8 protein-coding genes, 3 tRNA genes and 3 rRNA genes are annotated in these 14392 nt (G+C 40.9%); 10 read left to right on the top strand and 4 right to left on the bottom strand.

The window, feature by feature from the left end:
- Positions 1–1154: 1154 nt before the first annotated feature.
- Positions 1155–1228 (top strand) — tRNA-Pro (locus ACFX5U_RS21800).
- A 39-nt stretch (positions 1229–1267) separates the two neighbouring features.
- Here ACFX5U_RS21800 and ACFX5U_RS21795 read toward each other — a convergent pair.
- Genes ACFX5U_RS21795 through ACFX5U_RS21785 form a run of 3 tightly spaced genes read right to left on the bottom strand, consistent with a single transcriptional unit; the run spans position 1268 to position 2915 of the window.
- Entirely contained in the window at positions 1268–1915 is a 648-nt protein-coding gene (locus ACFX5U_RS21795) for a bifunctional 4-hydroxy-2-oxoglutarate aldolase/2-dehydro-3-deoxy-phosphogluconate aldolase (RefSeq protein WP_400262118.1), read from the bottom strand.
- A 9-nt stretch (positions 1916–1924) separates the two neighbouring features.
- Complete coding sequence (locus ACFX5U_RS21790; RefSeq protein ID WP_400263625.1) at positions 1925–2770, bottom strand: PfkB family carbohydrate kinase; 846 nt, start codon at positions 2768–2770, stop codon at positions 1925–1927.
- A complete protein-coding gene (locus ACFX5U_RS21785; protein ID WP_400262117.1) occupies positions 2691–2915 on the bottom strand; it encodes a hypothetical protein in 225 nt (74 codons plus the stop codon). The genes ACFX5U_RS21790 and ACFX5U_RS21785 overlap by 80 nt, the downstream gene beginning before the upstream one ends.
- Before the next feature lie 159 nt (positions 2916–3074).
- Between ACFX5U_RS21785 and ACFX5U_RS21780 the strand changes: the two genes are divergently transcribed.
- Genes ACFX5U_RS21780 through ACFX5U_RS21765 form a run of 4 tightly spaced genes read left to right on the top strand, consistent with a single transcriptional unit; the run spans position 3075 to position 6489 of the window.
- A complete protein-coding gene (locus tag ACFX5U_RS21780) occupies positions 3075–3896 on the top strand; it encodes an SDR family oxidoreductase (RefSeq protein ID WP_038694751.1) in 822 nt (273 codons plus the stop codon).
- A gap of 10 nt (positions 3897–3906) precedes the next feature.
- On the top strand, positions 3907–5067 hold the full coding sequence (gene uxuA / locus ACFX5U_RS21775) for a mannonate dehydratase (RefSeq protein WP_400262116.1): 1161 nt from the start codon (positions 3907–3909) through the stop codon (positions 5065–5067).
- Between the two features lie 11 nt (positions 5068–5078).
- A complete protein-coding gene (locus ACFX5U_RS21770) occupies positions 5079–5579 on the top strand; it encodes a glucuronate isomerase (protein ID WP_400262115.1) in 501 nt (166 codons plus the stop codon).
- Entirely contained in the window at positions 5524–6489 is a 966-nt protein-coding gene (locus ACFX5U_RS21765) for a glucuronate isomerase (protein WP_400262114.1), read from the top strand. Before ACFX5U_RS21770 ends, ACFX5U_RS21765 begins: the two co-directional genes overlap by 56 nt.
- A gap of 13 nt (positions 6490–6502) precedes the next feature.
- On the opposite strand, the gene ACFX5U_RS21760 is transcribed toward ACFX5U_RS21765, so the two are convergent.
- Complete coding sequence (locus tag ACFX5U_RS21760) at positions 6503–7528, bottom strand: LacI family DNA-binding transcriptional regulator (RefSeq protein WP_400262113.1); 1026 nt, start codon at positions 7526–7528, stop codon at positions 6503–6505.
- A gap of 620 nt (positions 7529–8148) precedes the next feature.
- On the opposite strand from ACFX5U_RS21760, the gene ACFX5U_RS21755 reads away from it, so the two are divergent.
- The 5 genes from ACFX5U_RS21755 to rrf all read left to right on the top strand — a co-directional run bounded on the left by ACFX5U_RS21755 (position 8149) and on the right by rrf (position 13297).
- Positions 8149–9678: ribosomal RNA gene (locus ACFX5U_RS21755) — 16S ribosomal RNA — on the top strand.
- Between the two features lie 122 nt (positions 9679–9800).
- Positions 9801–9877 (top strand) — tRNA-Ile (locus tag ACFX5U_RS21750).
- Positions 9878–9888: 11 nt separating this feature from the next.
- Positions 9889–9962, top strand: a tRNA-Ala gene (locus tag ACFX5U_RS21745).
- Positions 9963–10187: 225 nt separating this feature from the next.
- Positions 10188–13074, top strand: a 23S ribosomal RNA gene (locus ACFX5U_RS21740).
- A 111-nt stretch (positions 13075–13185) separates the two neighbouring features.
- A 5S ribosomal RNA gene (rrf, locus tag ACFX5U_RS21735) occupies positions 13186–13297 on the top strand.
- The 16S, 23S and 5S rRNA genes sit together here with 2 tRNA genes alongside, the layout of an rRNA operon.
- Positions 13298–14392: the final 1095 nt, after the last annotated feature.

Raw genomic sequence — 14392 nt, 5'->3', positions numbered from 1 at the left:
TCTCTTGGACACATTATCCGATATCTCTGTCTTTTATATATTACTAAGGTCGATTTTAGATTCTCAAAATATGATTACGGTGCATGAAATGGGAGATGTTTTACATAGATCCGGATAAAATGAGTGTAACTTCAGGAGATTATATGTTCAAAATTAGTATCAAAAAAATTTCAAGGATAATCATATACACAATGTGCGTTAGCCAAACTATGCTTGAGTGATGATTGTCGGAAGTAGTTTATAACGGTTGAATTTAGTTGTCGAATGAATGTGAGTGACAAAGGAAATTTTATCTATTAAATGCTAAGTCAGTCGATACGTGCCTGAATAAAATTTAGGATATTGCTGATTTCCATAGTGTTAACGATTATGTGTTATGGTGTTGTTATAAAAATTTCTGAATAATTTTTCAAGGATAGACTAAATGCGATATATTAAAATGTATCTACATGCTCCTAAAACCTAGGAGCATGCGTCTTTATGAGAGCAGTTTATCTCATGGAGATCTCTGTTTGGAATGATATCTGCTGTTTTGGCTAAGTTTTGCATCCATATCGATTAACGTAGACTATTTGAGTTCTTGAAAATTTAAATGCATGTGCACTTCTTGTTTGTTTAATCGATTTTATACGAGAGGTTATACCTTATAAGGCATAACCTCTCGTATATTTCTTACCCGCATATTATCTTTTGCTTTTACTGCAGTAAGCGTATTCTTTTGAGATAGGAATGTCTCATTTTATATTTAAGATGAAAGAATGACTGGGTCGGATCTTCCTTCTTTTCCGCTTGCTTAATGTTTTCTGATGGATAGTCATTTCAATTGTACCGTCACTTTTGAGTTGTTATGGTATTTTATTCATAATTTCGGCATTATTTTATGTGCATTTTTCTAACAATGCATTGGTATTGGCTGGTATTATACTGTTGAATTATACCTATAATTCAGATTTAGATGTTATTAAATACTTGTATGATATCATAATTAATCGAGAATAGGGACTGTTTTTGCAATAAAACGGATTATATTTTTTATTAAATAAAATTTATTTGTCAGATAACCAGCGCTTTATTTAAAAGGGGTGAAATTAAATTTGACATTACTAAATATCGTTGTATATTTGCAACACAATAAACAAAAGGAGATACCTTTTCGGGGTGTAGCGTAGCCCGGTATCGCGCCTGCTTTGGGAGCAGGAGGTCGTAGGTTCGAATCCTGCCACCCCGACAAAAAGCTCTAACGAAAGTTAGAGCTTTTTTTGTTTTCCTACCTTAAGGTTTTAATATGTTTGAAGGCATTTATCAATCGATTTTCGATGTAGTCCTCTTTCTCATATGATGTAGGATCACTAAATAACTTTGAACCCATTCCGACGGCTGTTACACCTGCGCTGAACCAATCTGTAAGATTCTCTTCATCTAATGATACTCCTCCGGTTGGCATAAATTTTAAGGATTGGAACAGCGGTTTAATAGATCTCAAAAAATTTGCCCCTAGTGCATCTCCCGGGAATAGTTTTACTAAGGGTGCTCCCAACTCTTCGGCAACTGCGATTTCTGTAGGTGTCATGCAACCCGGAATCCATAATATATTATTCTTTAGTGTGACCTCGGCTATTTCTGGCTTTATGATTGGACTTACTATAAATTCGGCGCCGATGTTGATAAAGTCGATTGCTTGTTGTTTACTTTTTATTGTTCCAATCCCCAACTTTAAATCCTTAAAATGTGTATCTCGGTATGTTAATAGTGATTTGAAGTTTGTATATGCTTCAGGTCCTCTATTGACAAATTCAAAAACACGGATACCTCCCGCATAACAAGCTTCTAGGATCTGAATGCATTGATTGATATCATCGTGATAGTATACTGGAATAATTGGGGCATTTTCAATATTGGATAATATAGTTTTCATGGTAGTCTTTTATAAATTGATAAAATCGCCTTTATTAAATAGTTTCTTAAATCCTAATTCTGTTGCCAAATCAATAATTTCTTGTGATGATTTCTTTTGGTAGATAGCAGCAATTAATCCTGCCATAAATGCATCTCCGCTTCCAATACGATCAATCACTTCATTTGTCTCCAAGATTGCACTGATTTTATTTTCGATTGGTGTATGATAGGTCCCATAAAAAAGATTATGCTGTGGGTTATCCATAAAACGAAACGTATTCGCGATGTGTTTGCAATGTGGATATTTTACGAATATTTCATTAGCGACAATATTTGCATAGTCAAAATAATCTTTCGAAGATGTGCTCCGATTGAGTTGATCGCTTATTGTGGTGCCGAGCATTTTATTTGCCGCCCAAATGTTCCCCATAATAACATGGCAGTATCCAACTAGTTTGGGCATGATATCAAGTGGTTGTTCGCCATATTGCCATAAACGGCTTCTATAATTAAGGTCGACAGATATTGTTATCTTTTTTTCATGTGCAATTTTTAGTGCCGTTAACATAAGATCGGCTAAATCAGCATTTAAAGCAGGTGTTAATGCAGTCCAGTGAAACCAAGTACAATTATCAAAAAGGCCATCCCAATCAATATCTTCAGTTTTCAGTGTCGAAAAAGAAGAGTACTTCCGATCGTATATGACTTCTCCGTTTGATAATCCATTGGCAGACTGAAGGATATAAGAGCCCAAACGCTCGCCTCCAAATATGAATTTAGATGTGTCGACGTTTTTATGATTTAATATGTTTAAAATTTCTGCTGTTAAGGAGTGTTGTGGAGCAGATGATACATAAGTCGTCGGAACGCCCAGTTTCTGCTAGAGCAACTGCGACATTGGCTTCAGAACCTCCAGGATAAGCATATACGAGTGAAGAGGTGTTATTAAAAAAATTTTCTTCTTTTGCTTGTAGCCGATACAGAAGCTCGCCTAAGCAAAGGACATTCTTGTTATTCATAAGTTATAAGTTTACTGCTTCTAAAGTAGTATTAATTATTGTATTAACATATTCCTTCATGTATGATATACCGAAAACGTTTGAGTAAATAAATTTATAGGTATGTTTCTTTAGTAATTTTTTATTTCATAAAATTGATAAATTAAAAAAGAACCTATTATGGGAATACTCGATAAATTTTCGTTAAATAATCATGTAGTTGTTGTTACTGGCGCAACTGGTGTACTTGGTAAATCTTTTGTGGATGCATTAGCCGAGGCTGGTGCGAAGGTTGCAGTATTGGGTCGTAATGTTGAGAAACTGCAAGAACGAGTGGCAGCTATTGAGGAGAGGGGAGCAGAAGCATTGGCGATTCAGGTGGATGTTTTGAACGAGAGCGATGTAATAAAAGCAAAAGATGAGATATTAGCAAAATGGGGAACGATAGACGGTTTAGTGAATGCAGCGGGTGGAAATATTCCTGGATCTACTATAAATCCGGATCAAAACCTTTTTGATCATAATGTACAGGACACTTTGAAGGCAATTGAACTTAATTTATACGGAACGATTATTCCAACACATATTTTTGGACGTGTGATTGCAGAATCTGGTAAGGGTTCTATTGTGAATATTTCTTCTTTAGCAGCTAGTAGACCATTGACAAGAGTTCTGGGGTATACGGTAGCTAAGCATGGCGTAGATGGCTATACGAAATGGATGTCTGTCGAGCTAGCATTACGCTATGGCGATAAGGTCCGAGTCAATGCGATTGCTCCTGGTGTGTTTCTAACAGAGCAAAACCGTACCTTATTGATTAATCCAGATGGTTCTTATTCCGCGAGGGCTCAGAAATTTATAAACGGGATGCCTTTTCAACGCTTAGGGGAGCCGGAGGAATTGATGGGTACGTTGGTTTACTTGCTGAGCGATGCGTCTGCTTTGGTCACTGGTGAAACAATTTTTGTTGATGGTGGTTTTAATTCTTGGTGTGGTGTTTAATAATGGATGTATGAGAAAATTAGAACAAACCTGGAGATGGTACGGTCCTAATGACCCTGTTTCTTTAGAAGATATTAAGCAAGCAGGTGCGACAGGTATTGTCACTGCATTACATCATTTACCCCATGGTGCCATATGGCCAGTCGAAGATATTTTAGAACGCAAAAATATTATTGAGGAGGCTGGATTAGTTTGGTCTGTGGTGGAGAGCCTTCCGGTACATGAGGCAATTAAGACTCGTGCGGAAAATGCAGAATATTATATTGGAAATTATATCAAATCTTTAGAAAATCTAGCGCAATGTGGTGTTAAGATAATTACATATAATTTTATGCCCGTTTTAGACTGGACTAGAACCCAGTTAGACCTTGTGTTGAAAAATGGCGCAAAGGCGCTGTATTTTGACTGGATTGATTTAGCTGTATTCGATATTTATATTTTGAAACGTGAACATGCTAAAAAAGATTATTCAAATGCAGTTTTAGATATGGCGGATGAGAAGTTTACATCTTATACACAAATGGAATTGGATGCTTTAGCTAAAATAGTCTTAATGGGTATTCCAGGAGAGCATGATATTAGTTTACAAGATTTAAATAATAGTATTGTTGTCTATAGTAAAATTGGAAGAACGGGATTGCTTGAGAATTTGTTGTATTTTCTAAATTCAATCGCTTCCGTTTGTGAAAGAGATGGTATTAAGATGTCCATCCATCCGGATGATCCTCCTTATGCTATTTTAGGTTTACCTAGAATTGTAAGTAACCTAATTGATTTGGAAGCTATATTGGCGGGAGTGAATATGCCGTTTAATGGCATCTGTTTCTGTACAGGTTCTTTAGGGGCGAGTCAGTCAAACGATGTTGTGACATTATTGGGCAAAGTGAAGACGCGTGTTTATTTTTCTCATTTGAGAAACGTGAGGAAAGATAAATTGGGTAGCTTCTATGAAGCTGATCATCTTGATGGAGATGTCAATATGTTTGCTATAATGAAAATTTTGACTGAGGAGAACCAAAAGAGAGACAAACCTATCCCCTTTAGGCCGGATCATGGACATCAGATGCTCGACGATTTAAATAAAACAACAAATCCAGGTTATTCTGCGATAGGCAGATTAAGGGGACTTGCAGAGTTAAGGGGATTGGAATATGGAATTTTAGGAGAATAATCATAAACAAAATGAAAAACTTTATCAATGAGAATTTTATCCTGCATTCTGATCTAGCACAGCAGCTATACCATAATTATGCAAAACATCTTCCTATTATAGATTATCATAACCATCTTCCTCCTGATCAAATTTGTAATAATCATCAGTTTGATAATATTACTCAAATTTGGCTGTATGGCGACCATTACAAATGGCGCGCTATGCGAACTTTGGGTGTGGAGGAAAAATACATTACAGGGCAAGCTTCTGATTTTGATAAATTTCAAAAATGGGCAGAAATTGTACCTCAGACCTTAAGAAATCCTTTATATCACTGGACGCATATGGAGTTGAAGAATCCATTTGGTATCACTGAATTACTAAATCCTGCTAGCTCGGCATACATTTATGAGCAGACAAAGGAGCAATTGCAAGGTCAAGATTTTAGTACGCAATCTTTATTGACTCGCTTTAATGTCGAAATGGTGGGAAACTACCGACGACCCTACAGATCATCTGAACTTTCATAAGACCCTAAAGGCTGATAATAGTTTCAAGACTAAGGTGCTTCCTACATTTCGTCCAGATAAAGCTTTTCAACTGTCTAAAGGTGATGCATTCAGAGTATATCTTCAGAAACTATCTGATATCTCTGGAGTTCGGATACATAATCTGGACTCCTTGTTGGAGGCATTGGATCAACGTATCAACTACTTCGACTCCTTGGGCTGTGTAGCTTCTGATCATGGTTTGCGATACCTGCCTCAAAAAGGGAAGTTTACTGTAATGGAAGTGAATGCTGTACTTATTAGTGTAATAAATGGGGACGATTTGCGTGCGATTGAAGTGGAGGATAGTTTTACTTTTTATGTGCTCAGTGAGATAAGTAAAAAATATCATGCGAAAAATTGGGTGCAACAATTTCACTTGGGGCCTCTGCGTGATACAAATAAAGGAAAACTGGCAATTTTGGGGGCGGATACGGGCTATGACTCTATTGGTGATTATCAACAAGCAGAGCGAATGGCTGATTTTTTTAATTATCTGGATACGACAGATCAATTGGCCAAGACAATCATTTATAATGTGAACCCTGCGGATAATGCCGTTTTTGGGACAATGATTGGAAATTTTCAAGGAGAGGGTGTGAGAGGGAAAATTCAATTTGGTTCTGGATGGTGGTATCAGGATCAATTGGATGGCATGATAGAGCAGATTAATGCACTTTCTAATTATGGCTTGATTAGTTGCTTTATTGGTATGTTAACAGATTCGAGAAGTTTCTTGTCCTATTCAAGACATGAATATTTTAGAAGACTGCTCGCTAATATTTTTGCAGAAGATATGCTTAAAGGTTATCTGCCTTATGATGTAGATATGATCGGAAAAGTTATAGCTGACATTTGTTACCATAATGCATCAGCATATTTTAAAAAATAAATTTTTTAGAAGATCAAGTCAAAAGGCTTGATTTTCTAATTTCTATGGTATTCTCTAGTTCTATGGTTTCAAATTCGGTATAAGCCGGATGTTTAATAAGGTATATGAGCTTTGTCATCGCAATATGTCCGATTTTACTTGCTGGTTGTTTGACCCTACTTAATGCAGGATTTAGAGAAGATGGAATGGAGATGTTAGAAAATCCGATAACAGCAATTTCTTCGGGGACTTTAATATTGAGATCCGCTAAAATACCGAGTGTTCTAGTCGTGATAACATCAGTAGCCCCAAAAATGGCATTCAACTTTATCTCTGAATTTAAAGTTTTCTGAATAGCATTTTTTATCTGTTGATCCAATATTTCAGTATCTTGAATATTGCACTCGATAAAGTAATAGGGATTGAGTGGGATATTAAATTCTCTGAGTGCTTCTTTATATCCATTGAGTCTATCTTTGGATACCCCCAATTGATGCCCTGTAATATGTAGGATATTTGTGCGTCCTTGTTCGATGAGATGCTTTGTTGCTTTGTAAGCACCATCGAAATTATTTACACCAACTTTATCTGTTTTTAGTTGGTTTACGGTTCTGTCAAATATGACAACTGGTTTTCCGTTCTCCTGAAGTTCTTTGAGTAAGGTTATATTAGAGGTTTCACTTACGGGAGAAATTAATAGACCGTCAATACCTCTAGCGTTTAAGACTTCAATACAGGATTTTTCGACTAAAATGTCTTCTCTGCTTTGCATGATGATGATATCGTAGCCTGTTTCTATTGATGCTTTTTGAATTCCATCTAATATTTCAGCGATAAATGTATTGTTGATAGCGCAAACAATGACCCCTATGGTATTTGTTTTTCCAATTTTTAAGCTTTGTGCCACTTTGTTTACGCTAAAATTCATCTCTGTAGCATATTCCTGAACGAGTTTTTTGGTTCTGTCGCTAATTTCATAACTGTCGGATAGGGCTTTTGATACTGTAGAGATTGAAATATTGAGTGCTTTAGAGATATCCTTTAAGGTTGTCTTAGCCATTGTGATTTCTATTTATGGTTTTTTGGAATGATAAAGATATTTATAAATATATGATATACCTAAAGAATCTATTGATTGTAAAGTCATTTTCCTCTTCTTCTAAATCATTTTCTATTGATTAGATGTTTAACCATAAAATTATTCCGCAGATTGCTAGTGTTTTAGCGTATTTCATTAAATCATTTCAAGAAAACGTTTGGAAGTGATTATAAAAATGGTCTATCTTTGCACCACTCCGCAAGGGAGGAACGGTCGGTTCGAAAGGGCTGACACTGAAAAAAAGAGGGTCTATTTAATTTAGACGCAGAAATCGAAAAGGTCTCCAAAAATAAATTTTCACATTTATTTTGGATATACCAAAAAGATCTCTACCTTTGCAGTCCCAACGGAAACGAAGGGAACCAAAACAAGATCGATAACGGCGCAATGCCGACATCATATAGCCGAAGCGAGATGCGGAAGCGAAAAAAGTTCTTTAAAAATATAATCATGTAACGTAACGAGTAGTGTTGAGAAACGACGAAAGTTAAAAAAAATCAACCTGTTCAATTTTAGAATTAGAAATAAAATACAAGACAATTCTATTTATTATAAATAGTCTTGATCTTACACTTCATTTTACAATGGAGAGTTTGATCCTGGCTCAGGATGAACGCTAGCGGCAGGCCTAATACATGCAAGTCGGACGGGATTCGGGGAGTAGCTTGCTACGAACCGATGAGAGTGGCGCACGGGTGCGTAACGCGTGAGCAACCTACCCATATCTGGGGGATAGCCTCTCGAAAGAGAGATTAACACCGCATAACATCATCGAGTGGCATCACTCGATGATCAAATATTCATAGGATATGGATGGGCTCGCGTGACATTAGCTAGTTGGAGAGGTAACGGCTCACCAAGGCTACGATGTCTAGGGGCTCTGAGAGGAGAATCCCCCACACTGGTACTGAGACACGGACCAGACTCCTACGGGAGGCAGCAGTAAGGAATATTGGTCAATGGAGGCAACTCTGAACCAGCCATGCCGCGTGCAGGATGACTGCCCTATGGGTTGTAAACTGCTTTTGTCAGGGAATAAACCTACTTACGTGTAAGTAGCTGAATGTACCTGAAGAATAAGGATCGGCTAACTCCGTGCCAGCAGCCGCGGTAATACGGAGGATCCAAGCGTTATCCGGATTTATTGGGTTTAAAGGGTGCGTAGGCGGTCCTATAAGTCAGTGGTGAAAGACGGCAGCTTAACTGTCGCAGTGCCTTTGATACTGTAGGACTTGAATCTATTTGAAGTGGGCGGAATAAGACAAGTAGCGGTGAAATGCATAGATATGTCTTAGAACTCCGATTGCGAAGGCAGCTCACTAAGTTAGCATTGACGCTGATGCACGAAAGCGTGGGGATCAAACAGGATTAGATACCCTGGTAGTCCACGCCCTAAACGATGATAACTCGATGTTTGCGATACACAGTAAGCGTCCAAGCGAAAGCGTTAAGTTATCCACCTGGGGAGTACGGTCGCAAGATTGAAACTCAAAGGAATTGACGGGGGCCCGCACAAGCGGAGGAGCATGTGGTTTAATTCGATGATACGCGAGGAACCTTACCCGGGCTTGAAAGTTAGTGAATGATCCAGAGACGGATCAGTCCTTCGGGACACGAAACTAGGTGCTGCATGGCTGTCGTCAGCTCGTGCCGTGAGGTGTTGGGTTAAGTCCCGCAACGAGCGCAACCCCTATGTTTAGTTGCCAGCGAGTTATGTCGGGGACTCTAAACAGACTGCCTGTGCAAACAGTGAGGAAGGTGGGGACGACGTCAAGTCATCATGGCCCTTACGTCCGGGGCTACACACGTGCTACAATGGATGGTACAGCGGGCAGCTACATAGCAATATGATGCTAATCTCTAAAAGCCATTCACAGTTCGGATTGAGGTCTGCAACTCGACCTCATGAAGTTGGATTCGCTAGTAATCGCGTATCAGCAATGACGCGGTGAATACGTTCCCGGGCCTTGTACACACCGCCCGTCAAGCCATGAAAGTTGGGGGTACCTAAAGCATGTAACCGCAAGGAGCGTGTTAGGGTAAAACCGATAATTGGGGCTAAGTCGTAACAAGGTAGCCGTACCGGAAGGTGCGGCTGGAATACCTCCTTTCTAGAGCATTCAAGATTGAAGCTCGTTACGTATACACATGATTTATATTATAGAAACAAAAAGAAACATTTGAAGAAATGTGCCCATCCCTGTAGGATGGTCCAGAGAGAGAATGATAAGCTAGTCCCGTAGCTCAGTTGGTTAGAGCACTACACTGATAATGTAGGGGTCAGCAGTTCAAATCTGCTCGGGACTACCATAAAACGATACGGGGAATTAGCTCAGCTGGCTAGAGCACCTGCCTTGCACGCAGGGGGTCATCGGTTCGACTCCGATATTCTCCACAGGTCTGCCCGAACACCAAGATATTGTGTTCATTATAAGGGGGACAAAGAGTTCTTTGACATATTGAAAGAAAAAAATTACAAGAGAAGACAACAGTAGAGACAATACTGTGATGTGCTCGATGTATTATGAAGACCCTCGGTCAAGGCCGAACGGATTAATGCGTAGCATCATGGTTATATATATCAAAAAGCAACCCATAGTAGCAAAAGGGCTATGAGGTGAAGAAAGTAAATAAGGGCACACGGGGGATGCCTAGGCTCTCAGAGGCGATGAAGGACGTGATAAGCTGCGATAAGCTTCGGGGATCAGCAAATGTGAGTTCGATCCGAAGATTTCCGAATGGGGCAACCTAGCATACTGAAGGTATGTTGTATAATACGCGAACGCGCTGAACTGAAACATCTAAGTAGGCGTAGGAGAAGAAAATAATAATGATTTCCCAAGTAGTGGCGAGCGAACGGGAAAGAGCCCAAACCATTGATGTTACGGCATCAGTGGGGTTGTAGGGCTGCGATGTGGCATTAGCAAACAGAAGTGGAATGGGATGGGAAGCCCAGCTATAAACGGTGATAGCCCGGTACACGTATAGAATGCTAGCCTAGCAGTACCCTGAGTACCGCGGGGTCGGAGACGCCCTGTGGGAATCTGTCAGCACCATCTGATAAGGCTAAATACTCCTGAGAGACCGATAGTGAACTAGTACCGTGAGGGAAAGGTGAAAAGAACCTCGAACAGAGGAGTGAAAAGAACCTGAAACCGTGTGCTTACAAGCGGTCGGAGCTGCCAGGTGCAGTGACGGCGTGCCTTTTGCATAATGAGCCTACGAGTTACTCTTGTCTGGCAAGGTTAAGTGGTTCAGCCACGCAGCCGAAGCGAAAGCGAGTCTTAATAGGGCGCATAGTCAGATGAGGTAGACGCGAAACCTTGTGATCTACCCTTGGGCAGGTTGAAGTTGCAGTAACATGTAATGGAGGACCGAACCGATAAACGTTGAAAAGTTTTCGGATGACCTGAGGGTAGGGGTGAAAGGCTAATCAAACTGGGAAATAGCTCGTACTCCCCGAAATGTTTTTAGGAACAGCGTCGGCATAGAGTCTTATAGAGGTAGAGCTACCGATTGGGTGCGGGGGAGTCAAATCCTACCAAATCCAGACGAACTCCGAATGCTATAAGATATGGCCGGCAGTGAGGCTTTGGGTGCTAAGGTCCAAGGCCGAGAGGGAAAGAACCCAGACCATCAGCTAAGGTCCCTAAATATACGCTAAGTTGAACTAACGAGGTCCGGTTGCCTAGACAGCTAGGATGTTGGCTTGGAAGCAGCCATTCATTTAAAGAGTGCGTAACAGCTCACTAGTCGAGCGGCCGGGCGTGGATAATAAACGGGCATCAAGTGTATTACCGAAGCTATGGATTTGCAACATACGTTGCATCTGGTAGGGGAGCATTCTATTTACGGTGAAGCGATCTGGTAATGGGTCGTGGAGTGCATAGAAAAGCAAATGTAGGCATAAGTAACGATAAGGCGGGTGAGAAACCCGCCCACCGAAAGACTAAGGTTTCCTGATCAACGCTAATCGGATCAGGGTTAGTCGGGGCCTAAGGCGCATCCGAAGGGAGTAAGCCGATGGACAACTGGTCAATATTCCAGTACTTTTTATAACTGCGATGTGGTGACGGAGTAGTGACACTGCCGCGAACTGACGGAATAGTTCGTTGAAAGGCGTAGGTATAGGGACGGTAGGCAAATCCGCCGACCCTGCTGAAACCCAATAGTACAGCAAAGCTTCGGCGGCGTTGATAGAGCAGGTAAACAGACTTCCAAGAAAACCCGCTAAGCTTCAGGTTATAAAAACCCGTACCGTAAACCGACACAGGTAGTCGAGGAGAGAATCCTAAGGTGCTCGAGTGAATCATGGCTAAGGAACTCGGCAAAATGGCCCTGTAACTTCGGGAGAAGGGGCGCTTCCTCCAGCAATGGAGAAGCCGCAGTGAAAAGGCCCAGGCGACTGTTTAACAAAAACATATGGCTTTGCAAAATCGAAAGATGAAGTATAAGGCCTGACACCTGCCCGGTGCTGGAAGGTTAAGAGGGGATGTCATCGTAAGAGAAGCATTGAATCGAAGCCCCAGTAAACGGCGGCCGTAACTATAACGGTCCTAAGGTAGCGAAATTCCTTGTCGGGTAAGTTCCGACCTGCACGAATGGTGTAACGATCTGGGCGCTGTCTCAGCCATGAGCTCGGTGAAATTGTGGTATCGGTGAAGACGCCGATTACCCGCAACGGGACGGAAAGACCCCATGCACCTTCACTATAGCTTAACATTGGAATTGGGTACAGGATGTGTAGGATAGGCGGGAGATGTTGAAGTGGCTTCGCTAGGAGTCATGGAATCAACCTTGAAATACCGCCCTTTCTGTATCCGGTTTCTAACTCGGTTATATCGAGGACATTGTTTGGTGGGTAGTTTGACTGGGGTGGTCGCCTCCAAAAAGGTAACGGAGGCTTTCAAAGGTAAGCTCAGTACGCTTGGTAACCGTACGAGGAGTGCAATGGCATAAGCTTGCTTGACTGTGAGACCAACAAGTCGAACAGGGTCGAAAGACGGACATAGTGATCCGGTGGTTCTGTATGGAAGGGCCATCGCTCAAAGGATAAAAGGTACGCTGGGGATAACAGGCTGATCTCCCCCAAGAGCTCATATCGACGGGGAGGTTTGGCACCTCGATGTCGGCTCGTCACATCCTGGGGCTGGAGAAGGTCCCAAGGGTTGGGCTGTTCGCCCATTAAAGTGGCACGCGAGCTGGGTTCAGAACGTCGCGAGACAGTTCGGTCCCTATCTGTTGTGGGCGTTGGAAGTTTGAGTGGATCTGTCCTTAGTACGAGAGGACCGGGATGGACTGACCGCTGGTAAACCAGTTATGCCGCCAGGTGTACGGCTGGGTAGCTACGTCGGGAATAGATAAGCGCTGAAAGCATCTAAGTGCGAAACTAGCCACGAGATGAGACTTCCTTATAGGGCCGTAGAAGACTACTACGTCGATAGGTTGCAGGTGTAAAGGTAGAGATACCATAGCTGAGCAATACTAATCACCCGAAGCTTTCTCAAGCAACGCAGACACTGTTGTCTTCCTCTTTTAGTTTTTCTTTCAATTGTCTATAGATCAGATGGTCACTTTATCCGTAATGGATATTGTTTCTATATTCTGATAACCTTATTTTAGGTGCCTATATCGGCGGTGTCTACCTCTTCCCATTCCGAACAGAGAAGTCAAGCCCGCCAGAGCCGATGGTATTGCCGTAACAGGTGGGAGAGTAGGTCGGTGCCTTTTTTTATACAGAAGCCCTTGCATGACAGCAAGGGCTTTTTTGTGTTCTGGATTTTCTGGGGGAGAGCACCTCCGGACCGGACATCACCCAGCAACCGATGTTATGTCGTAAGTAGTCGTAAATATTGGGAGTTAGGTCGCTACCATTTCCTGGCAATTATCTGAGACCATCCCAGGGTCACGTTTCTCTTGGACACATTATCCGATATCTCTGTCTTTTATATATTACTAAGGTCGATTTCTCTCCCTTAACACGGGCTATGGACACTTCTCTGCCTGTAAAGTGCCCTGCAACTTTGCCCACCAAGTAGGTCCTAGATCCTATCTTAACATTAGAAGCCCATAATAACAGTTATGGTTATATACCTCCCATTTTGGAACATATCGGGTCCGTAAGGATCACAGATTTTACCCTTGAAGCTCGCAATAGCTGTTATGGCTATGATCCATTCTGTTATGGAGTTATTGTGGCCTCTAAAGATGACCATGTTGACATTTAAAGCGTAGAATAGCGGGTGGCGGCACTCCCATTTTGTTAAGCAACCATATGTTGTTTGTAAAGGATACAGCTTTATGTATAACGGGGTCAGCAAAGTACTATAGTCCTTTTTACTTTCTTAGATAACGTTTTGGGATTTAAACAGAGTCTTCACAAAGCTTGCCCCTTAAATTTTCTTAAAAGTTGGTATACGGGATATTCGCTGTTATCTGCATAAGCATACCTAACGTTTTGTCTAGTCGATATGCAGGTAATTGTTTACTTTATATTGGTATTGGGAACGGCCGGTACTAAATAATTTTTTGTTGGAGGGGTTGTCATTTAGGGTTATTTTCAAGATATACTAATATTTAATATGAAAATAAAACTTTTTAAACACCTTAAATAAATTCCTGTATATAAATTTCAACAAAATTTTTGATAATGGACCGGACGCCGTCAATATATTGTCTTACCTGATATTTTGGTGATTTTGTAGACAGTTAGGAAAATTTCTGTTAAGTAAACGGTAATGAAGAATATTTTATAGACTCTTGTTGCCTGTAATCCTCTCCTTTATAATTTCCGGTAGATGATCGAACAAGTTATAGTTGGCTAAA

Source organism: Sphingobacterium sp. SG20118 (assembly GCF_044740685.1).
Classification (GTDB): Bacteria; Bacteroidota; Bacteroidia; order Sphingobacteriales; family Sphingobacteriaceae; genus Sphingobacterium.
The sequence above is the reverse complement of the archived record's forward strand: the minus strand, read 5'-3'. Positions and strand labels throughout refer to the sequence as shown.